Raw genomic sequence first — 22,616 nt, 5'->3', positions numbered from 1 at the left:
GTAATTAACGAACCCTACTGGTCTTGTTAATTAAAATAGCTCATTAAGGTGCGATTCAAAGCGTGCAAAGTCATTTTCAATATCGCCATTCTTCATCACGTCATAACAAGCGAAAGTCGGCAATGCTGACATACCAAAGAAACGAAAGTTAGCGTGCATGTGGAACATTAAATCATCCACACCTTTACCTTGGAATAAGAATTCATCTTGATCATCAAAAGATTCTTTTGGTGCGTTAAATGTCAGTGAAAGCATATATTTGGTGTTAGTACGCGTGCCACCTGTACCATAGTTCTTAGTTGGCTCTTCTGCGCTACGACCATCAAAAGCACACAATGCGCCGCCCATACCAGCAGTGAATACTTCATCCATATATTTTTTGAAAGACCAAGGGATCGTCATCCAGTTTACTGGGGATTGCAGAATAACACGATCAGCCCACTCAAAATGCGCTAACTGTTCATCAACGACCCATTCCTCTTGCATGGTTACGATACGAACTGAATGACCTTTCTGTTCTAATAATGTCGCCGCTTTATCTACCAAAGAAGCGTTAAGTTTACCTTCTGAGAATGGTGATGGTTCGTGGGCATTGATGATAAGAACGTTACTCATAGCTAATTACTCCGCAAAAAAATAGATTGGATACACAAATGAAACCCTCGTCTCTTGTGTCTTGCGGTATATATTAGTTACCTGATATTGGATTACAATTAGTATACTTTTAGTAACCTACTCTTAAGAGTATATGGAATGACTCATATAGGGTCACAGACTGTCAGAGACTAGCTAATTGGAACCCTAAGAAATAGGGCTCCTTTCAACTAACAATCAGTGTCTTCTGAAAGTAATAATGCATCTTCTAGTTCAACACCAAGATAGCGAATCGTGTTATCTACCTTTGTATGTCCCAGTAAAAGCTGCACCACTCGAATGTTTTTCGTTTTTGCATAGACTAATGTAGCTTTGGTTCGCCTCATTGAGTGAGTACCATAAAGATGAGAATCCAACCCAAGATCTGATGCCCACTTTCTGACTAGGGACCTATAGTACGAATAACTAATTGGTTGTTGCTCTCGTCTTTGGCTTGGAAAAAGAAAATCGCTGGCGTCTAAAGCAGAAATCAAAATCCATTTCATTAGACTTTGTTGAGTTCTTGTCGTTATTTCAAATTGAACTTCAATGTCTGTTTCTCGTTGAGTATGCTTAACACAACTGAATATCCTACCTTGAGAAGATACATCGCAAACCCTGAGCGAGAGCAAGTCACTTTCTCTAAGTTTGCTATCAATAGCTAAGTTAAGTAGCGCAAGCTGCATCAAACTATTTTCAATCTCTAGTCTGGTTCTGATCCGCCAAATTTCCTCAAGCCGAAAAGACTTTTTGACGCCACTTCGTTTTGTTTTGTTGAAAACCACCATAATGACCTCCTTCTTATTTGGTCATCACGATTGTAGTTGGAAGGAAATGGGCAAAACTGATTGTATAATTAATCATTAGTAAAAGTAGGTCACTAGTGATGCAAGAAACAAGTCAATATTGTTGCGCTAAGTAACTTTGGGGCAAATTAGAGTTTAGGTACTTAGATTCGTAGATGCCGACTGAAGTTAGTCCCAAACCAGTCGGGCTGAAACATCGTTGGACAAAAGTGAGTCAGTGACTATTTTAATTTAGCAAATCATTGACAACTTTGTGTATGGAAAGACACTTAAACTGGTGTCCAACCTTTTATGCAGATGTATATGAGAAGTGTGGACTTTTGAGTGCTCTCCTACTCAAAAGTAGCTCTAAGGAGGAACTTGAAAGTGAGGAGAGCTGTATAGTCAGTGAATCGTCTATATTATTGATCTTACGTAATCTAACTCAATATTATTACTTACCACCATGGATGACTTGAGCTTTTCTATATTCAATCTCCGTTTGCTCTGCTTTTCTAATCACTTCATCCAATTCCGCTCCTCTCGTTTTGGTAGCTGGAGCATATACTTCAAGATACACAGATTTCATAAACCCATAACTCATCATCGTTACCATAATGGCAAAAGGACATCCCATAATAACGAGTAGTGATTGAATAGCTGTCATACCTCCACTCATTAACAACAAGCTAGTGATGCCAGAAATAGCAATTACCCAGCCAATGCGTTGTGAAATCGGAGCATTGTCTTCGTCCTTTGATGTCAGTGTATTGATTACAAGCGTGCCCGAATCAGAGGTCGTGATAAAGAATACGAAAATGCTGAATAGTGCTAGGTAACTAGGCAGACTCCAATCAGATACCAACTCAAAAAACTTAAACAGTGCTGATGAAGAGTTTGTCATTACAGCAGTGCTTAGCTCCTCAATACCTTGGTTATGAATAAGATCCAACGCACTATTACCAAATATTGTCAGCCATGCGAAAGAAAAACCTACAGGAATAACTAGTACTCCAACTACGAACTCTCGTATTGTTCTACCACGTGAAATTCGAGCGATGAACAATCCAGTTGGCGCAGCAAAGGCAATCCACCACGCCCAGTAAAAGAGAGTCCAACCATAAAACCAATCAGGGTTGGTAAAGGTATAAGTATCAAACGACAGTGGTACAAAGCTCGCTAAATAGTTGCCAATATTTTCAACGGTTGAGTTGAGGATGAAGGTGGTATTAGAGGCTAAGAAGACGTATGTCATTAGTCCAATGGCGACACAAATATTGATGAGTGATAGCGCTTTAATCCCTTTCTTTAGACCAAGTACTAACGAAATACATGTCATTACACCAATGATTGTAATCAGGACAATTTGATTGCCTGTGCTGATCTCAACGCCAAGTACGTAATTTAAGCCAGTGTTTATTTGCTGAACACCAAATCCTAAAGGGGTAACGATACCAACCACTGTGGCGAGCACAGCAAAGACATCAATGGCTACGCCCAATGGTCCGTTGATTCGCTCGCCAAAGATTGGGTAAAATGCACTTCGCATTTCTAGTGGACGGCCTTTGCGATAGGCTGCGTAAGAAATAACAAGCGCTACAATGGTGTAAATAGCCCATGCATTGATTCCCCAGTGAAAGAAGGTGATATTCATTGCTTCTCTAACTGCGACATCGGTTTGAGCCTCCACGATCGGAGGGTTCATGTAGTGCATAACAGGCTCAGCGACGCCGAAAAAAACAAGCCCAATGCCCATTCCTGTGCTAAAGAGCATCGAACCCCATGCAAACCCTGAAAATTCAGGTCTCTCATTATCTTTACCGAGCCTTAAATCTCCAACACGGCTACATGCACTAAAAATTAAGATAGAGATAAACAATGCGACACTGCCCATATAAAACCAGGCAAACTTATGCGCGATGTAGTTTTTCAAATTTGAGAACATGTCAGTGCTTGCTTCTGGAGCAAGTAATACATAGACAAAGCACAGAGTTAAAATTATCCCAGCTCCTGCGCTTACAAGTAATTTATGAGTGTTTTTAGGTACGGATGTCATGTGCTGCTCCTACTTTAATAACTCTTTTTCAAATGGGTAGTTCGTTAGGTTTTCAAACCCATCCTCTGTGATAATGACTTGGTCTTCCAATTTGACCCCTTCTTTGCCGTCAACAGCGCCAACATATGCCTCAACACAAAGTGCCATGCCTGGCTCCAATACACCGTCATACCCATGACCTTCTAGATCTTCTGGATATCGTATTGAAGGGTACTCATCGCATAAACCGACACCGTGCATCATTACTCCATAGCGTTGTGGTCGGTATTTTTCAGGAAGTAAAAGGCCAGAGCGTGTTACTTCTTCGAATGTCATACCTGGTTTTAGTATTTCCATATTGTGTTGGATATGTTCATAGGCCACGCGGTATAAATGTCTCTGTTCTTCGGTAGCTTCTACATCACCGATTAGCCACGTGCGTGATAGGTCTGCACAGAATCCATAAGGACCAATGAGATCGGTATCAAAAGCTAACAGCTCTCCTTCTTTAACTACGCGAGGGCCGCACTCTTGGAACCATGGGTTTGTACGAGGTCCTGAAGACAGGATTCGACACTCTATCCATTCACCACCGCGCTTAATGTTTTCAGCATGTAACACCGACCAAATATCGTTTTCAGTGACGCCAGGAACAGTTGCCTCTTGCATTTTTTTCATTGCAATCTCTGTCGAAGCAATCGAACAGCGCATTGCGTTGATCTCATCAATGTTTTTGACTGCTCTAGCTAGCTCCATCACTTCTTGGCCATCAAAGATATCAAGGCCTTGCTTATCGAGCTCACGCAAACCAACAATCTCTATCTTGTCTACAGCGATACGATTGCTCCCACCACCGTGACGCTTAACGATGTCTGCAATCTCTTTTGCAAAATGATGGGCGTGTTCATTGGTTCGATTTCCAGTTTCGAAGTAGAAGAATGACGCTCCATTACGTACTTCTTTCACAAGCGGTAGGTGTGCGGATAAATGTTCACAGTTATGGAAATCCCAAAGAATCATGTAGCCCTCTGCAGATACAAAACAAGCACGAGCGTGGTTGTGTGCAATCCAAAGCTGCATGTTGGTAGAATCTGTTGCATATCGAATGTTCAAAGGATCAAATAACAACACCCCTGCTAAGTCACGGGCTTGCAACTGGTCTACAATGCGTTTTAATCGATACTCTCGCATTTTCTGTAGATTTGGGGGAGTGAGACCTAGGTCAGCCCATTCTTGGAATGCAAGAGCAGTAGGCCCAATTTCGACTCGATCATTGTCGTTCACGCTTCCATCTGGTTTTAATTGTGCGGCACGTCGACGTGACGGATCTATTTTTCGATTGGAGCCAAGTACAAATTGGTTTGTCATTTTATTTCCCTTAATAAACCACCTTATTAATTGGGTTCAATGTTACAGCAATGTTATCGGTGAATAATGGAAATAAAGTCCCATACCTAAGAACAAAATTCACTCGATAATGAATCCTCCAATTAAACAACCAGTTAGATTGAATTGACCTTGAATGTCTATATTCCAATAGTGATAGTCATCAATAACACGTTGTTAATCGAGTGTTGCATTTTGAGGGGTTTACTTTTAGTTCTGTGAGCTAAGTTTAATTGCCAGACGTGCAAAAACGCCTATATCGTCATAGGTATCAGTAAGTTAAGCTGATTTTGTAAAACCAGTGGCTTGTAAAACCCTTGGGTTAGAAGCGGAAGTTGATGGAGGTAGCCGAGCTAATTCTGGACTTCATCCAGAAGGGGTTAGGAAGTGTCGAGTACGATTAGCGTCATTCAGGAAGCTGACTGTTATAGATGGGGTTTCCGTATTAAAAATACAAAAAATGGCACATTAAGTGCCATTTAAATACAGTTTGAGTTATATGCTATTTATTTAGCGTAAATACCTTTGGGGAGGCGAGCTTCTCGAGGGATACGATTTCCTGCTGTGTAATCGTTGATTATATCGCAAGGCGTATAATTGCGTTCTAACTCAAATATATCATCTTGATCTAGATTCATTTCCAAAGCAGCTAGAGCGCTATTGAATTGTTCCGGAGTATCAGCACCAACTAACATCGAGGAAACGTATTGTTTAGATAGTACCCAAGCTTGTGCTACCTGAGCGGGAGCTACATTGTGCCTCTGGGCTACGCGGGCAACAGAAGTAGAAATATCAAATGAAGCCTTGTCGTTATACATTTCGGCAGTAAAGAAATCGGTTTTGTTTCGGTTAGACTGCATATCATTAGTGAGGATACCCCGAGCAAGAGGACTAAATACCGACACTCCGATGCCTTGGTCTTGGCAATATGGAATCATCTCTCTCTCTTCTTCTCGGTAGGCACAATTATATTGTAATTGCATGTTGATAGGTTTTACCCAACCGTTTTGATCACATACCTGGATGATCTTAGCGAGCTGCCATGTATACATGGTTGAAACACCAATATAGCGAGCTTTGCCTGATCGAACGATATCATTCAGAGCGCACATTGTTTCTTCGATAGGGGTGTTTACATCAAAGAAATGAAGCATGTAAATATCTACATAGTCCATCTTCATGCGCTTTAGCGATGCATCAATGGAGTTCATTATATGCTGGCGAGAGTGGCCTTGTGCGTTGATGTCATCATTCATTTGGTAGCCAACTTTAGTTGTGACAATCAGTTTGTCACGTTGTCCAATGCGATTGAGTACATTACAAACGACTTCTTCACCTGCTCCATATGAGTAAAAGTCTGCTAGGTCGATAAAGTTAACACCATGGTCGATAGCATGACGAATGATTGGCTCGCTCTCTTTCTCATTAAAGATCCAAGGCTTCCATTCCTTAGAGCCCATGTTCATCGTTCCAAGGCACAAACGAGACACCTTGAGGCCAGAGTTACCTAGTTGTACGTATTCCATATTCACCCCTCGCGTTATGTAAACGAAATGTTTAATTTTTGTTTGTTGACCTGAGTATTTAGATTCAAAAGCCAACAAAACACGAGTGAATATAAGTTAGGTATGCATGAGTTTAGTTCATCATTGCATGTATGGTGAATTTAATTTAATAAAAAACAATCAGTTACATTCTGATTGGTAATCGTGGTTGTTTGAAAAATTGAAGCTAAGACACGCTAAGGCACTCTTCTTTCAACCAGGATACAAATGCTTCAACTTTACTCGTACCGACTTTAGGAGTCGGGACATGAATAAAATACCCATAGCGACTGCGACATTGCAGAGGGTGAAATTGGATTAGCTCCTGCTTTTTAAGTGAGTGATAAACCATATTGAGATCGACTACCGCGAATCCGCCTCCAGCGATAGCTGTATTTATCACCTGTTCTTGAGTACTCATCGAAATCCCTTTTCGATGTCCCTCTGTCAATTGGATATTGGCTGATTCAAGCCAATCTTTCCATGCCGGGAGGTTATGACCATGGTGGCGAATATGGAGCATCTTATGTGTATGAGCCTCAATATTCATGCTCTCGGTAACGAGGTCTTGATTGCAGACTGCTACGTATTTTTCTTTAAACAACAAGTTGTCTTTTGCATAGAACTCACTGACTTCATCAAAGAGGATTTCAATATCGTATAGGGTACTTTGCTCTCGTTTGCTATAGATCTGTAAGTCATACTGAGGAAATGCTTTAGCAAAGTTAACGAGGTGAACACTCAACCAACGGCTGGTAAATGTTGGAGGAGCAAGGACAACTAATCGCTGTTGAAGATTGGGGTTCCGTATGACCTCTAACCCTTTCTCAACTTCAGAAAGAGAACGAGAAATCGTGTCGAGAACTTGCTCGCCAATCGGAGTTAACTCAAGGAGCCCTCGAGTAGATGTGCGTTTAAAAAGCGGTACACCCAAATACTCCTCGAGTTGTTTTATCTGTTTGCTAACCGCCCCCTGCGTAACATTTAAAATGTTTGCCGCAGCGGTGAAACTTAAGTGCGTACCTGCAACTTCAAATACTCGAACTGCATTAAGCGAGGGTAGTTGTCTCATTATCTTGCTCCTAGTCACAAATACAGCGGCTTAGAACTCAAACTCGGTCGCTGCGTTTCACATTAATTTCCGAAATAGCGCGCTTTTATAGGTTTTTTTGAATTCTAACGATTAAATCTCATATGTTAATTACTTTTATTCAGTTGTTGTAAAATTGTGAGATCTGTAAATTTTTAAGGACTGACCACAATGACAAATGCGCAGTTTGGAGAAAATATGGATACTCAATACAACTTAGCGATCGCTACAGCTAAAGGATGGCTAAGCAAAGATAAAAAACAGTTTATTGGCGGCCAATGGGTTCTTGGGAACTTGGAGAATAACTGGATGGTTACCAACCCTAGTAATAGAGATGTGTTATGTAACATCCCTTTAGCTGATGAGCAGCTAGTTGAAGAAGCGACTGTTGTTGCCTCACAAGCTCACCAATCTGGTGTTTGGAGTAAAGTTAGTAGGACTGGACGAGCTAAAGTTCTTCGCGATATTGCTCAGGTTATTCGTGATCATACTGAAGTCTTAGCGGTGCTAGAGACGCTACCAAACGGGAAACTTTTAACAGAGTCGTTGGCAGATGATATTCCAACTTGTGCTGATATCTTTGAGTACTATGCAGGCTGGACTGATAAATTTTATGGCGAAACGTCACCTGTCGATCCTGAATACCTTAACTTCACGAATAAAGAACCGGTTGGTGTGTGTGCTCTTATCGCACCTTGGAACTTTCCTCTTTATCAGGCCGCGTTGAAAATCGCTCCGGCTTTAGCTATGGGGAATACGGTTATTCTAAAACCATCCGAGTTTACACCTTTGACCTCCTTATATTTGATAGAAAAAATTGTTGAAAACGTTGATATTCCAGACGGTGTTTTAAACCTAGTAATCGCTGATGGAGCGGCTTCAAATCAGCTAACAGTCAGCAATAATGTGCAAAAAGTTTCCTTTACGGGTAGTACACCGATTGGACGCAAAATTATTGAGAATAGCGGCCAATCAAACATGAAATCAGTCACGCTTGAGCTTGGCGGTAAGTCTCCTTGTATTTTCTTTGAGGATACTGAAAACCTAGATGCAGCTATTGATCGCGCCTTTACTGTTATGTTCTCTCATAAAGGTGAAAAGTGCTCCGAACCAACACGATTCTTAATTCAAGAAGGAATTTACGATTACGTTCTTGAGAAACTGATTGCTAAAGCAGAGGCTGTTAAGTGTGGTGATCCGTTAGATCCTGAAAGTGAACAAGGGCCTCAATGTAATGAAGCGCAGTTCAATAAAATCATGTCTTACATTGAGATAGGTAAAACCGAAGCAAAACTGGTTGCTGGTGGTACGCGAGATACATCAAATGGGAATAACAACGGCTACTTTGTGCGCCCAACAATTTTCTCAGAAGTACCTGAAGATGCACGTATAGCTCGCGAAGAGATCTTTGGCCCGGTGCTTTCCTGTATCAAATTCAGAACTGAAGAAGACGCCGTTAGAATAGCTAACAACACGGAATATGGGCTTGCAGCAGGTATATACACATCTAATGTGACTCGCGCACATCGAATGGTTGAGCAGATTGATGCTGGTATGGTGTTTGTAAACAAATATGGTTGCTATGGACTTGCCAGCCCATTTGGAGGCTTTAAACAAAGTGGTTGGGGTAAAGAAATGGCCATTCATTCGCTATCTTCTTACACAAAGACTAAGAGTATTTGGGTCTACTACGGCGAAAGCTAGTCAAATATGTTGGGCGGTCCTATCCGCCCAATTAAGGAAAAATATGCAATACAGAATCGAAGTCGATAATATTGGTGAAGTGAAAATTCCAGCGGTACTCCCTTATGGGGCTCAAACACAACGAGCTCTAAATCTGTATCCTGTAGATAATCAAAAAACACTTGGTGACTACGCTTCACTTGTCACTGCTGTTTTACGCATCAAATTAGCTTCTGCTCGTGTAAACAGGGAAATCGGAGAAATGGATCCTGTGCTTTCATTGAACGTTGAAAACACCTGTCAGTCCGTACTAGAAAACTACCAAAAGGAGCTATTCCCCGTTCACGCCTTTCATGGTGGTGGTGGCATTTCAGTTAATATGAATGTCAATGAAGTCGTCGCTAACATTGTCAATCATAGCTATTATGCCCAGCCCTACGGCTCTTATTCTCCCGTTCATCCGAATGATGCCATTAACATGAATCATTCAACGAGCGATTGCTTGCAAACCGCAAGCCACTTGGCTGCGATTGAAGCCCTTGACCGCTTAGATATAACCATTGAACGCTTGATGTACGCGTTTGAGTATTTAATGGCGAGCCACAGCGACAGCTCTAAACTCGCTAGAACCTGTATGCAGGATGCAGTCACGATTGAGTTTAAACAATTCTGGAGTGGTTATTTAGCATCACTACGCACCTATCAAATGCACCTTAAAGCGTGTCGCAACGACCTTCAGGCTGTTAATTTAAGCGGTAATATTATTGGTCGAAGTGGTGACTGCTCAACGGCTTATGCCGAGCGTTGTATCTCAGTACTTTCAGACGTGACCGGTATAGAGCTTCGCAAGAACGATAACTTGTTTCAATCCAGCCAATCATTCGATGCTCAAACTCATTGTGTGAGCCAGTTGGAGAACTTAGCGGGCTTTATTATCAAGATAGCGAAAGACCTGCGTCTGATGTCTTCCGGTCCCGAGGGAGGTTTATCGGAAATTACGCTTCCAGCAGTACAGGCTGGTTCAAGTGCTATGCCTGGGAAAGTAAACCCTACGGTTCCCGAGTTTGCCATTCAGTCTGCTATGCAAGCACAAGGGCATTGTTATTCATCTAAACAAGCACATATCCATGGAGAGTTAGATTATAACCCGTGGGGAATGCTACTGATTATCAATCTATTGGATGCGATAGATCACCTAGAGAAAGGTATTTCAGTACTAACTGAGAAGTGTATTCTCGGGATAGAAGTCAACTCAGAGACACAATCTCGTAATGAGTCTGCCTTAGTGCCACTCGTCGTACAGGTTAAGTCTAAGATTGGATACAAAGCAACTTTTGACTATGTTAAAGAGGCAAAAAACTCGACTGAATTAAAAGAGACGTTACAAGAGATACTCAAGCGGTGACCTCTACTCATTAATAGCAAATAATACTGTAACCGGAATACTAGATTGTGGCACCTAGTCTATTAAAGCGTGCTCTAATCTTTTGATGTCACTCCACCTGCGAGTGACAGTTCTGTAGACATCATTCAGATTAGAATTAATAAGCCAAATACCTATCTGCAAAGCATCACACGAAAGTTATGTAGCTTGTAATGGGGCAAAAACGAGTTAAACCAGTTAGCTTAGAATCTCATCCGTTTTAAACCGTTTCCCCAAGTTCTGCACGGCATGGCTTGTAATGCCCCCACCCCACCAGTTATAGAGCAAACAACCACCCAAGCCGCAAGTGGAACAAAAGAAGAGGCACTTGATGCATTTTAAGCAAGTCGATGGAAGCGACGGTATTGAGTGTAGTTTGTGATAACTTTCTTCCTACTAGTAAATAGAAACTCCCGTTGGGAGTTTCTATTTATGCTTTAACACCCTATCAATAGCTTACTTTGAGCGTTTCACGAGCTTTGAAATTCTGCCCGGCGTGCTTGGGCGCTTCTGCCAACACGTCACGGCTTCCTTGCTCTGCTTCTCTCTCTGTTCAGCTTCACTGATGTAATTTGCCAGTTGTCTTCTGTTCGCTCTAAACCAAACTCGTAAACCAATTTGGTATGACGCCGGGCCAATTCGTTAAACAACAAAAAGACTAGTGTATCGGTGGGCCAACTCATCTGATTGTAAGCAAAGCATCTCGGCCCCCTCACCTTGCCAGAAGCTTCACGATGCTATTTCGACCTATCATATTTGTAGCCCACAGCAACGCTTAAACAACCCTCTCAATTTCCCAATAGTGAAGCCCACTAGCTCACTTCCCATATAACACCACGAACAAAACATATGTATTTCGGATGAGAAATCCACGCAATGAAAATCGCCCTGAATACTCACCAACCTCAAGAAATAACATTCCAAAAACGATCATGTAACAAACTATTAACCGTGCGTATTATCTTCGTGTTCTTGATTTGAGTTGCATATCGCAACCAAGCACTGAGCACAATTTTATTTAAAGAGGATCTGAACATGAACGGAAAACTACGCACAGCTTTGTCACTAAAGCTTAAGAAGCAAAATATCTCTGACCAACCTCCAAGATTAGTACGTTCAAATGCCGCATTTGAATCGAACCCTGTCCCGTCTGAACAGCACAAAAAGGCATCTCGCTAACACGCTGCTCCCCCGTTCAATAAGACACTCAATCGGGTGTCTTGTTGAAAATATCAGCTGAGTAAAGGAATAGTCTATGAACAATATACAAAGCAGCCTCTATGACTTATTTGATACTAAAGGTGTGAGTCTTTCTAAAGAGTACAAAGATTGCATCGAGAAGTACTTAGTCTCTGATTTGTCATTCACTTCCGAGATGATGAATGGTTTAGCTAGGACTATTTTTCAAAACAAGAAGATGATGGCTTACTACCTTTTGCACAATGCGATAGATGAAGCTAAAGGTGCAGCAAGATTACGAATGATTGCTGAGCGATATGCCGATGATGAGTTGAGGCAACGTATGTTGCGTCATTATAACGATGAAATGAATCATTCTACGCTGTTTGCCAGCCTTATCCCTTTAACTGGTTACGAGACAGAAACGCATGAACATGAAGTTCAGATTGAGCTAGACAAAGTCATGAACTTTGATGATGAGCTAAAGACATTCCTGTTTCGGGTTCACTCGATTGAAATACGATCATGGCGGTTACTGGTGCTGCATTTGGCGATCATTGACGAGTCTAACGATGATTACATGAAACAAATGCGTCCAACGATTCAAAAAATCTTAGAAGATGAAATGCAGCATGTATGTTACACCGCGCAATATGTCAGCCGCTGGCTACATGTTGAGCCACATCTAAGCAAAGTGTTCATAGAGTGTATCACCCACACGAATAAGGAAACTTGGGACGATCTTTCTTCGATGGCTCTATTTATGCGTGATCGTATTCAAGATTTTCTATTGGAATCGGCGGCTTAAATGATGCACTGGCTTCGAACTTTAACATCGCGGAGTTCATTCGCAATGTTGGTGATTATCGCTATTGCATCGGTGATAGCGAATACTGGGTGGCGCGTTGTTATGAACAACTTTGCCGTCGATACGGTCGGCATGACGGGCGCTGACGTGGGTATCTTGCAGAGTGTTAGGGAAATCCCTGGTTTACTCTCATTCACCGTATTGTTTTTGTTGTTCATCGCCTCAGAGCAAAGAGTTGCGGTATTGTCGGTTGCAACATTAGGACTGGGCGTTGCGGTCACGGGATACCTACCTTCGATTTATGGTTTCTATTTCAGCACCACGATTATGTCGATTGGTTTCCATTACCTAGAAGCGGTAAACAAATCACTTTCAACACAGTTGCTAGCGACTGAAGATTTCAGTGAATCAATGGGGAAGATTCGTTCTGCTGCCTCATTTTTCTCGATGGTGACTTTTCTTGGCATAATGGTCGCGAGCTATCTTTTTGATGTTTCCGATAGAGCCATATTCTTTACCTGTGGAGCGATATGTTTCGCGCTGGCAGTCTATTTGATTACCTTTAGAGATACTCACACAGAGGTTAAGCAACACACCAAACTGATTGTGCGACGCGAGTACACGACATACTACATTCTGACATTTTTGAGCGGAGCAAGAAGACAAATATTTGTCGCATTCGCTGGTTTGCTGATGGTCACTAAGTTTGGCTACACGATCCCCATGATGGCCGCTTTGTTTATGATATCCAGCTTAGCGACCACGGTGGCTCTACCTTATGTTGGGCGCTTTATCGATCGCATTGGAGAGCGGCGGGCTTTGATCATTGAGTACACTGCACTAGTGTTGGTGTTCCTATCTTACGCATTTGTAGATGATCATTACGCGGCCGCCGCGCTATACGTTATCGACAGTATCATTTTTAGCTTTGCGATAGCCTTAAATACCTACTTTAAGAAAACCATCAGGGAAGATGAAGTGGCTTCAACGGCAAGTTTGTCATTCACAATCAACCATGTTGCCGCTGTGTTCCTACCATTTTTGCTGGGGATCATCTGGATGTCTGGGTATCAGTGGGTATTTTTGACAGGATCCTTGATTGCGTTAACAAGCCTATTGGTCTCGCTGACCATCGGAACGAAATGGCATCAACGAATTAATGGATTTGAGGAGTTACAGAAGCAGTAGTACAAGTGACAGGCTGCCGCATTCTTGTAACTCGCCAAACATCCGTTTCTTTTTACTTTTCCTCATTTAGTTCTAAAGTTTAAAGAGCGCGGTGGACTATTAATTTGCTCCGCTCCAAAAGTTTGAATAAGGGGCTTTATTTTGAAAAACAAAATCTTTGCTTTGCTTTTAATGACTTTTGCTTATCTACCAAACGCCAACGCTTCTCTAGATGGTATCTATAAGGGATGTGGTTTAGGGCACTGGGTTGCCAACGGCTATGCGAACGGCTGGCTCGCCGTGACCACCAACGTAACATGGGACTTGGGTACTACCGCGTCAATCTCTTATTACTCCACCCCTGGAGCATGCTCCGGCCCATTTTATGCGGCCGCACAATTTATCGACAGAACTTACCCAGAGCTGGAACAAGAGACGGTACAGGGAGAAGGTGAACATATGCTTGCGATGCTGAACATCCTTGAATGCGGGCAAGAACAGCAGCAGATAGTACGTCAAGGAATTCGAAGTGATTTTGCAAAAGTGCTGGCAAATGATAATTACGCTGAAATGCCTCATCATGAGAAGGCTGACCGTTATTACCGTATTGTAGCAAAACATGCTTCACAGCAGTGCTCGGTGTCTTAGTCCGCATTAACAACCAATTGATACGATGTGTCGTATCGTCCTGTTTGGGCATATCGCTCTTTGTAGCGCTTTTGTCTTCTTGGCCTGCTTCTGGGTCATCCTCACTTAGTGAAAAACAGATTAATCAATGGTCCAAACTGCTGCATTTTAAAAACGGCAGCAGCACCATTTCCAGCCCTGAATTTTTCCTTTCCGAAAACGGCAGCTTTAATGCAGAAGCAGAGTTGATTGCTACTCTTAGCGCATTTACTTTGCCATCTTCAATGGCGCATTGCCGCTACCCTGCTCGATACATCTGGGTTAAAGACAACTTTGGCTCTGATTTAGCGCTGTCTTTACAGGATTGCGAAGACTATCAGCAATGGATTCAGCACAGCAAAACTGAGTCGGTCAGTCTTGTTTATGTCACCGGATATCTTGGAAACCCAGCCTCTTTTTTTGGTCACCTGATGATGAAATTTAACCGCCTGGGAGACAACGAAACAGATATCGAATTACTTGATACGGGTATTAACTTCGGAGCGAACGCACATCCTGACGACAATCCGGTTAAATATGTTCTGTATGGTATCTTTGGTGGCTACACCGCCACTTACACCACTGCCACTTACTATCTTCATACTGGGAATTATGCAGAGAATGAGCAGCGGGAACTATGGGAATATGAACTTAGCCTAACCAAACAAGAAGTGGCGTTGATACAGGCGCATCTGTTTGAGTTACAGAATGTCGATTTCAGCTATTACTTCCTAAGCGATAACTGCTCTACTGCGTTTAAAGACATTTTGAATATTGTTTTGGAACAACCCCTCGATACCGGGCTTCAGCCATGGGACATGCCCATTGATATATTCCATGCAATCCCAGACGTTCAGCATCATGGTCAACCTTTGGTTAAAAAGGTCAATCAACGTCAATCGAAATATAGCCGCATTCAAAATAAGTACCTTGCCCTCAGTGATGCAGAGAAACAGCAAGCACTCTCAATAGCCGAAGAGCTTTCAAAACTGGAGCCGTTTATGCGGTCCGGTGACTTTTCTGAATATGAAAAGGCGAAAGTTCTAGATGTGTTAACCGAATACACAGAATTATTATTAGTCACAAACAACGAACCCGAGAACAACTACAAAGAACAAAAGCGGAAATTGCTACTGGCGAGACTACAGTTAGGCAGCTTTAGTGTGGACTGGCCGAAGCGTAAAGCCGACCCTCCACATTTGGCTCAACTACCCATTAACCTTGGTATCGGTACCGGTTATAGCAACGATTATGGCGGGTACATCAGCATAAGGGGTTATGGCGCTTATTATGACTTTTTGTCAATCGATACAGCACGACTAAAAGATTCAGCTCTTACGGTTATGGATACTGAGCTACATATCACCGATGACAAACTGCGTCTCAAAACACTCGATTTCCTTAATGTTGCTTCACTCAACACCAATGATGTGGCCTTGTTTGAGAATGATCGCTTTGCATGGCAATTGAATCTCTCAATTGAACATAGCAAGTGCGATGAGGATGAGTGTTACCGCCCATATTTCAAAGGCTATTTGGGCTTGGCTACACGCCGTTCCAATAGCCTTTCAGCCTACTCTATGATCGGTGGTCAGGCCGATTTCGCCTACCTTGATGACTCAACGCTTCAGCTCCCAATTGGGGTCTTTTATAACTGGCCAGCTCGCTGGAAAACACACCTTAGAGTAGTGCCTTCACTAAGTTTGAATGGGAGTGGCTGGAACTACACCGTCTATGGGGACTCCCGCTTTCACATTAGCAACAAAGCTGATATCCGTATAAGTATCGAGAAAAGCTATGACGAGTTGGTAGGAATTTATTACAACCGATACTTTTAAGGGACCCAACCTGTCACTTAACGGACATATTATCGGATTACCCCCTAGCTCTTCCGATAGCAACAACGTTTTTGGAAGCACAAACTCTCTAAATTTGTCAGCACCGATATTCATCCGTACTTAGCGAAATTCGCTATTTCGGTTAATCTAAACGGTCGGTTGCCGTCTTTGATTACTTCGGCTGGTGCCCCGTCTTCTTCGCAAACTTTTGCATCGCCTCGGCAAACGTTGTGGTCCCACCTTTCGCTTTAACCTGTACGACCTTAAAGCCCATCTTTTCCAGCGCTTGGCGTTCTGCCAAAACCGCTTTGTCATCTTGTTGGCTGCCTTGTGCTGGCTGATGAATGTAACAGCCCTCTAACTGACCATCTTCGACTAATTGGTGGTGCTTGAGTGCATTGATATCAAAATTCATAGTGAGTCTTTTTATTAATAATGGGATAGGTTTTTATGGCAGCTTACATGCGTTTTAACGGCTTAACCACACTATCAAGCCCTTCGATTTTTAGAGCAAGGCAGAGTTTCAGTAAGTCACCTAGTTCGCCGCTTGGGAACCCTTTCTTATCAAACCACAACAAATACTCTTCAGGTAAATCGATCAATACGCGACCTGCGTATTTGCCAAATGGCATCTGCATTCTTGCCAGCTTTATTAGGTTTTCTTTTTCGAGCATTTCAGCGTCCATCATTACGTTTGGTCGCTAGGTTATCACTGAAGCGCGATGGGTAGAAGAAATGGGGCGAGGAAAATGATAAGCCAAAGCTGCGAGTCATTCTTCAGCTCTGGCTCATTGTAAGGCTAGTGGGAAACAGTATGAGCGTACTCTACAACGACTTGGTTACCTTCAATGTACGCACGTTGGATATCGCCATCGACACTCATACGGCTTTCAAGGTACACCACTTTAGGTACGTCCTGAGCATCTTGCTTGAGTGATGGGATGACCAATTTTGGATCAACATGAAGCTGACGGCAAAACTGACTGATAAACGTCATTGAAAGGGCGGCGTCGCCACGTAGGAGATTGGAGAAGTCGAGCTGGGTTAAACCTAGTCGCTTGGCGACTTCCATCTGCGTTAAACGCATCTTCGCTTTTTGAGACATCCATATGTCGTATAGTGCATCGCGATCCTGCTGATTGAATTCCACTGCTATTACTCTTTTATATAATTGGATTGTGGTAAATTTTGGCAAGATCCTGACCTTCCTTGTCAGTCTTAGGTGAATTTTACTTCAAGGTTTCCCCCACTAATCGATGAGAGAAATCTCAATTATCAGGAGTTACAAGAAAGCTATCGAGGTAAGAAAGTGTGTCTGTTTATGCCTGAACATAAACACTGCATTAGGGCCGACCTGTGCGGCCGCCCCTTTCATTTTCGCCCAAGCGACTCACTCAGTTGGCGATGTCCAATAGGTTATCTTTCACGCCATTAATGCGGAACCAGCCTGCAATGCTGAAGCGCTCAGCGTTGGTCGGTAAAACCTCATGCGGGAACTGCTCAGAGAAGAAGACAAACAAGCGGCCTGACTCAGGAGGAATACGCGCAACTTCGTTGTCATCGAGATCGTAAACCACTAGCTCACCGGCGTCTTCTTGTTGCCAGCTTTCATTCATATAAAAAACGGTGGTTAAGCGTCGGTTCTCATTACCTTGAAAGCAATCTAAGTGTTTCTCGTAGAAATCGCCTTGCTCGTATTTGGCAAAGTGCGCTTCATACTCGAACAAGCCGAGAAAGAAATGCCTGTTGGCTTCCAAACGGATCGCTTCCATCTTACTGAGAAAGGTTTGTACTGGCTCCCCCATTGTCGGGCTTAGCCACTGTATTTTATCACTACGACGAGTGGCTTCACGCACGGCTTCATCGCTTCGCCCTATGCGCGCTTTCTTCCAGTTTTCTGGAATGCAATCGCGTAACGCTGCGACCTGTTGCGCGGTGAGGAAATCATCCCAAATGTAGTAACCGTCCTTGGATAAAGCCTGAATCATTTGTTGCATGGTTATCTACCTAGATCAAAAACAGGCGTTTTAGACCTAAGCCAACTCACTCGCAACTCAGCTTTTTTGTCGTATCGATAAATCAAAAAAGCCGCTCTGTTGAGCGGCCTTGTTTCAATTCTTGTTACTAGTGCGTGTTGACCTTAAAAGAAGCTCGCAATTAAGCGCTTAAACCAATCCAACGCCTTTTTAAATAAGCTACCTTCTTCAACGTCTTCCAGCGCAACCAGTTCGGCTTCAGCCACTGTTTTTCCATTTAGTGAGTAGACTACCGTGCCGATCACTTCATTTTGAGCAATAGGTGCTGTTAACTCTGCAGGTACTTCGATGTTTGCACTAAGATTGCGGATTTGCCCTTTCGGCAACGTAATGAAAATGTCTTCCGCTAAACCCACTGACACTTGGTCCTCTTTACCCATCCATACGCGTGGTGTCGCGATTTCTTCATTAGCGTCATTTGGTGACACGGTATCGAAGAATCTAAAGCCATAACTTAGTAGCTGTTTGCTTTCGCTCTCGCGACTCTTAGTGCTGTTAGAGCCCATTACTACCGAGATTAAACGCATGTCACCGTTGGTCGCAGAGCTTGCTAAGCTGTAGCCTGCTCCACTAGTGAAGCCTGTTTTCATTCCATCAACATTCATGCTGCGGTCACGCAATAAACCATTGCGGTTGTACTGTGTAATGCCGTTGTATTTGAATGAACGCTCGCTATACAGCGGGTAGATATCAGGTAAATCACGGATAATGGCTTGCCCTAGTTTAGCGATATCGTAAGGCGTTGAATAAAGACCATCGCTATCCAAACCATGTGGGTTAGTAAAAGCAGTATTGTCTAACCCTAGTCTTTGTGCCCATGAGTTCATCAATGCCACGAATGAGTCTTGAGAGCCTGCTACGTGCTCAGCAATCGCCACACTGGCGTCGTTGCCCGACTGCACAATGAGCCCTCGGTACAGGTCGCTCATGCTAACGCTGGTGCCCACTTCGATAAACATCTTTGAAGAATCTGGGAATTTCTTAGCCCAAGCGTTTTCACTGATGACCACTTGATCGTCGATCGAGATATTCCCACTACGGATTTCCTGCCCTGCGACATAAGCGGTCATTAACTTAGTTAAGCTGGCTGGATTAAGCTTTTGATGAGCGTTCTTCTCGACCAACACTTGCCCCGTGTTGTAGTCGATAAGGATATAACCTTTAGCACCTAGAACCGGTGGATCTGGAACGATAGTTGGCGCGGCCAAAGCAAGAGGAGCAATAAGAGAACTAACAAGTACAGAACTAAAGAAACGAATAGCCATTTTTCTCATAACAAAGCCAAATAAATAGATGTGTTGTGAGTATAGCCAAATACGCCACTTGTAAATCAGGACTTTACCAACCTTTACGATAATTCGAAATTCGTTACATTATTGGCGTTAAAAAGTATTTGAGAAGAGATATTCGAATGAGGAATGGATACAAAAAAGGCCAGTATTTGATACTGGCCTCTTGGAATTACTTAGCAGCTAACCACTTTGGTCTTGCGGTGATTGCATCTTTATAGCTGAACCATAGATAAGTCAGCGCAATCGAGAAGAACAAGTAAGAGAGTGCAAATGTGAGTGGCGATGTCATTAGGTCTGCCGATACGCCCCACATCACGCCTACTACCGTTACGGTTAGTTTAGACAGCATGCCACACAATAGTAGGAATACTGCTAACTGAGGGAAACGAGTGCTACGGAATGCAAACCAGTAACAGCTACCCACTGCTAATGCTGAAATAGAAAGGCCTAGCATGAAAGAATGGAGGTGCTCACCTGATGCTACGCCAGCCGAGATAGATGCCATAAAAATTAGAAATAATTTCATTTGTATGCCTCGCTTTAAACTAAGAAAAGCTTCCTTTCATTTTTGCAAACTCATTTTCCACTTATTTTCGCTATTTTTGGCATAATTTCAAGCTCAAAAATTAAACAATTTTTGTTCATATCCTACCCAGGGAAACTATGTAACATAAAGGTTAACAATTGAAATCGAATACATTTAGGCCAGCCGGAGTACTTCTGAGTTATATATGTCAAAACACAAACTTTTGTAACAAACTATTAACCTGAAAAATATTTTATGATTTTGGTGAAAATGTGAGCCAATTCATTCGTCGTAGGAATTATCTGATACATTTGGATCACAACTTCTAAAAGGGTTGGCCTCGTTTTCCGAGTGGGGGTGAGCATGCTTTAAACAGATTAAATCGATTGCGTGAGCACTGGCACTTTACCAACATGTTCTTCTGTTTAATTTGATAGTGCTCTGATACCTTTACGCCACTTTCAAATTCACGCTGCTAACACCATGCCTTCACAATACAGAATCAATAAAATCGTGGAGATCGGAGACACCCTTCACCGAAGTGGATGTGCTCCATATAAAGTCGAAAAATACACTCAGCACTACGCGCAAAAACACGGCGTCGATGTGATGATTCAAGCCACACCGACCACCATCAACTACCAGTTCCCAGACGACAACAATGCCGTTGTCATGAAGCGTCTCAAACCTGCTTCTATCAACCTAAGTTTGTTGGCGAACACTATTATTCGCATCAATCAACCAAGCAGCGAGCCGGTACCCGAACCTGTGGGTTACCCCAAATGGGTGGTTGCGCTGGCAAATATGGGCATTCCACCAGCGTACTTAATGCTAGTTGGCAGCACGCTAGAAGCCGTCGCGTTTGCCGCGCTATTAGGCTTTATGGTGTGGTTGTGTCAATTGGTGTGCAAAGCGCGTAGAAGTATTGCTGTGGAATTTCTTTCTGCACTAGTAACGGGGATTTTAGTCGCATTTATCGCCAGCACGGGGTTGCCAGTTCCGGTTTGGACACTCTGTATTGCAGCCATCATTTTGTTTGTGCCCGGCCTTTCGATAGCAAACTCGCTGGAATGTCTGGCCTTTAATGATCTGGTTTCCGGAACCAGCTTACTAGGGCAAAGTGCTTTAACCTTGATTAAGCTGTTTGTAGGGATTGTGATTGGCCTCAATATAGGTGAAGCATTTTGGGGCGCAGCGCCCGATACCACCTATATGAATGCCGTACCGACTTGGCTGCATATTTTCGGCCTATTTTTGCTGTCTATTTCCATCGGTATCATCTTTAACGCGCGCCCGACCGATATTTTATTGGGGCTGCCGGTTGCGGTGTTGGGTATGTGGGGGCCGTTTTATCTAGGCTTTGAAAGTGGCTGGATAGTCGGTACTTGGATCACCACGGTATTGATTACGTTATATGGCACTTGGGTGGCGAAGAAAATGGAGCTCACCGGTGCCATCTACATCCTGCAAGGCATCATCATTCTTGTTCCTGGTAGCCGAGTGCTGGTGAGTGCAAGTCAGTCAGTGTTTGAGCAGTCTATTTTACCGATCCCGAGTATCGGCCTTTCGGCGTTGTTTATGTTCTCAGCCATCGTCGCAGGGCAAATCACCGCCTATTCAATCTACTCGCCGAAGATAGAAAGATAAAAGAAAAGCCCTATTCGAAAGTAGCGTGCAATCTGCTAAGTGATAGCTATGCGGCTTTTGAATAGGGCTCTTTGCCTCTATGTTTCTCTTTTCTACTGTAACTCCCTTTTCCTTTCTTCGCTTTCTCAACTCTACTTTTGAATACTTTGCTGGTAACCAGCGCCTTTAACGCGTTGTCTTTAATCTGCCCTCGACCGAGTTCTAGCTCACTCGATACCGGGCAGCCCCCCTCTTCTATCGGGGCGTGCTTTTTGTAATTCATCATTGCCTCATTTTCGTTGATGATGTGATTCCGAGCCCAATAATATGTGAAATATCAGGCGGATCAACCCCATTGCGCCTAAGTGCAATCTGTTTCATTAATATTAATCTCTGTTAGCAGACGGTAAAAATGAAACCTTGCGCATAAAACTGACTGAAAATGTAGAAAGTTCCGAGGTTTGAGTCGAGTATTCGTTGACTTAGGAGCGAATTACTCTACACTCATCTTCAGCAAGAAAGCAGTTCTATGTATACAATACATTTCGTTGAATTACTCGTAACTTCCACGTTGTGTCCGTACGCAATAGCAATCTACTTTTCCACGCTATCCGCGCCGAATTCGGCACAACAAATTAACTAGGATATTTATTATGTCTAACACAGTTACTGGTACAGTAAAATGGTTCAACGAAACTAAAGGTTTCGGTTTCATTCAACAAGAAAACGGCCCAGACGTATTCGCACACTTCTCTGCAATCACTGGTGACGGTTTCCGTACTCTAGTTGAAGGCCAAAAAGTTGAGTTCGTAGTATCTCAAGGTCAAAAAGGCCCTCAAGCTGAGAGCATCAAAGTACTATAATTTGTACTTACAGTTTCTAAAAAATAGCCAGCAAAC

Annotated in this window: 22 protein-coding genes; 9 read left to right on the top strand and 13 right to left on the bottom strand. The window is 42.9% G+C overall.

The genetic code is table 11. The features are described from left to right. Positions 1-30: 30 nt before the first annotated feature. From J4N42_RS16510 to J4N42_RS16485, 6 genes are all read right to left on the bottom strand, one after another. Positions 31-615, bottom strand: a complete 585-nt coding sequence (locus J4N42_RS16510; protein WP_045065338.1) for an NAD(P)H-dependent oxidoreductase — start codon at positions 613-615, stop codon at positions 31-33. A 209-nt stretch (positions 616-824) separates the two neighbouring features. Next, complete coding sequence (locus tag J4N42_RS16505; protein ID WP_252033552.1) at positions 825-1,421, bottom strand: tyrosine-type recombinase/integrase; 597 nt, start codon at positions 1,419-1,421, stop codon at positions 825-827. A gap of 451 nt (positions 1,422-1,872) precedes the next feature. Next, a complete protein-coding gene (locus J4N42_RS16500) occupies positions 1,873-3,474 on the bottom strand; it encodes a BCCT family transporter (RefSeq protein WP_252033550.1) in 1,602 nt (533 codons plus the stop codon). A 9-nt stretch (positions 3,475-3,483) separates the two neighbouring features. Next, on the bottom strand, positions 3,484-4,821 hold the full coding sequence (gene dddP, locus J4N42_RS16495) for a dimethylsulfonioproprionate lyase DddP (protein ID WP_252033548.1): 1,338 nt from the start codon (positions 4,819-4,821) through the stop codon (positions 3,484-3,486). 524 nt (positions 4,822-5,345) lie between these two features. After that, entirely contained in the window at positions 5,346-6,365 is a 1,020-nt protein-coding gene (locus tag J4N42_RS16490) for an aldo/keto reductase (protein ID WP_022593154.1), read from the bottom strand. A 205-nt stretch (positions 6,366-6,570) separates the two neighbouring features. Beyond that, entirely contained in the window at positions 6,571-7,455 is an 885-nt protein-coding gene (locus J4N42_RS16485) for a LysR family transcriptional regulator (protein ID WP_252033546.1), read from the bottom strand. Between the two features lie 216 nt (positions 7,456-7,671). Between J4N42_RS16485 and J4N42_RS16480 the strand changes: the two genes are divergently transcribed. The 7 genes from J4N42_RS16480 (at position 7,672) to J4N42_RS16450 (ending at position 16,237) form a co-directional block, all read left to right on the top strand. Then, a complete protein-coding gene (locus J4N42_RS16480; RefSeq protein WP_252033544.1) occupies positions 7,672-9,177 on the top strand; it encodes an aldehyde dehydrogenase family protein in 1,506 nt (501 codons plus the stop codon). A gap of 43 nt (positions 9,178-9,220) precedes the next feature. Next, positions 9,221-10,561 (top strand): lyase family protein, encoded by a 1,341-nt coding sequence (locus tag J4N42_RS16475; protein WP_252033542.1) that lies wholly within the window; start codon positions 9,221-9,223, stop codon positions 10,559-10,561. 1,053 nt (positions 10,562-11,614) lie between these two features. Beyond that, positions 11,615-11,758 (top strand): hypothetical protein, encoded by a 144-nt coding sequence (locus tag J4N42_RS16470; protein WP_252033540.1) that lies wholly within the window; start codon positions 11,615-11,617, stop codon positions 11,756-11,758. 76 nt (positions 11,759-11,834) lie between these two features. After that, positions 11,835-12,566, top strand: coding sequence for a GTPase (locus J4N42_RS16465; protein WP_252033538.1), 732 nt, complete (start codon positions 11,835-11,837; stop codon positions 12,564-12,566). A gap of 45 nt (positions 12,567-12,611) precedes the next feature. Beyond that, positions 12,612-13,754, top strand: a complete 1,143-nt coding sequence (locus J4N42_RS16460) for an MFS transporter (protein WP_252033536.1) — start codon at positions 12,612-12,614, stop codon at positions 13,752-13,754. 141 nt (positions 13,755-13,895) lie between these two features. Beyond that, entirely contained in the window at positions 13,896-14,381 is a 486-nt protein-coding gene (locus tag J4N42_RS16455; RefSeq protein WP_252033534.1) for a DUF3015 family protein, read from the top strand. A 71-nt stretch (positions 14,382-14,452) separates the two neighbouring features. After that, positions 14,453-16,237, top strand: a complete 1,785-nt coding sequence (locus J4N42_RS16450) for an Lnb N-terminal periplasmic domain-containing protein (protein ID WP_252033532.1) — start codon at positions 14,453-14,455, stop codon at positions 16,235-16,237. Between the two features lie 172 nt (positions 16,238-16,409). Here J4N42_RS16450 and J4N42_RS16445 read toward each other — a convergent pair whose 3' ends face one another. The 6 genes from J4N42_RS16445 to J4N42_RS16420 all read right to left on the bottom strand — a co-directional run bounded on the left by J4N42_RS16445 (position 16,410) and on the right by J4N42_RS16420 (position 20,091). Next, complete coding sequence (locus tag J4N42_RS16445) at positions 16,410-16,652, bottom strand: hypothetical protein (RefSeq protein ID WP_252033529.1); 243 nt, start codon at positions 16,650-16,652, stop codon at positions 16,410-16,412. A 43-nt stretch (positions 16,653-16,695) separates the two neighbouring features. Continuing rightward, a complete protein-coding gene (locus J4N42_RS16440) occupies positions 16,696-16,911 on the bottom strand; it encodes a DUF3820 family protein (protein WP_049844907.1) in 216 nt (71 codons plus the stop codon). 125 nt (positions 16,912-17,036) lie between these two features. Further along, a complete protein-coding gene (locus J4N42_RS16435; RefSeq protein WP_252033528.1) occupies positions 17,037-17,387 on the bottom strand; it encodes a helix-turn-helix domain-containing protein in 351 nt (116 codons plus the stop codon). A 244-nt stretch (positions 17,388-17,631) separates the two neighbouring features. Further along, entirely contained in the window at positions 17,632-18,234 is a 603-nt protein-coding gene (locus J4N42_RS16430; protein WP_252033527.1) for a 2OG-Fe(II) oxygenase, read from the bottom strand. 143 nt (positions 18,235-18,377) lie between these two features. Next, positions 18,378-19,547: a D-alanyl-D-alanine carboxypeptidase family protein gene (locus J4N42_RS16425; protein ID WP_252033526.1), complete on the bottom strand. Its 1,170-nt coding sequence runs from the start codon at positions 19,545-19,547 to the stop codon at positions 18,378-18,380. 187 nt (positions 19,548-19,734) lie between these two features. Next, the gene (locus tag J4N42_RS16420; RefSeq protein WP_252033525.1) at positions 19,735-20,091 is read right to left on the bottom strand and encodes an NADH:ubiquinone oxidoreductase; all 357 of its coding nucleotides are present in this window, start codon (positions 20,089-20,091) and stop codon (positions 19,735-19,737) included. A 483-nt stretch (positions 20,092-20,574) separates the two neighbouring features. On the opposite strand from J4N42_RS16420, the gene J4N42_RS16415 reads away from it, so the two are divergent. Beyond that, on the top strand, positions 20,575-21,738 hold the full coding sequence (locus J4N42_RS16415) for a threonine/serine exporter family protein (protein WP_252033524.1): 1,164 nt from the start codon (positions 20,575-20,577) through the stop codon (positions 21,736-21,738). A gap of 46 nt (positions 21,739-21,784) precedes the next feature. Here the strand turns inward: J4N42_RS16415 and J4N42_RS16410 are convergent, their stop codons facing one another. Next, positions 21,785-22,000, bottom strand: a complete 216-nt coding sequence (locus tag J4N42_RS16410; RefSeq protein ID WP_252034177.1) for an alternative ribosome-rescue factor A — start codon at positions 21,998-22,000, stop codon at positions 21,785-21,787. A gap of 370 nt (positions 22,001-22,370) precedes the next feature. Between J4N42_RS16410 and J4N42_RS16405 the strand changes: the two genes are divergently transcribed. After that, positions 22,371-22,580: a cold-shock protein gene (locus tag J4N42_RS16405; protein WP_047047292.1), complete on the top strand. Its 210-nt coding sequence runs from the start codon at positions 22,371-22,373 to the stop codon at positions 22,578-22,580. The last annotated feature ends 36 nt before the right edge of the window (positions 22,581-22,616 follow it).

The organism is Vibrio sp. SCSIO 43135, from assembly GCF_023716665.1.
Taxonomy (GTDB): domain Bacteria; phylum Pseudomonadota; class Gammaproteobacteria; order Enterobacterales; family Vibrionaceae; genus Vibrio; species Vibrio paucivorans.
This window is presented reverse-complemented; position numbering and strand designations above follow the sequence as displayed.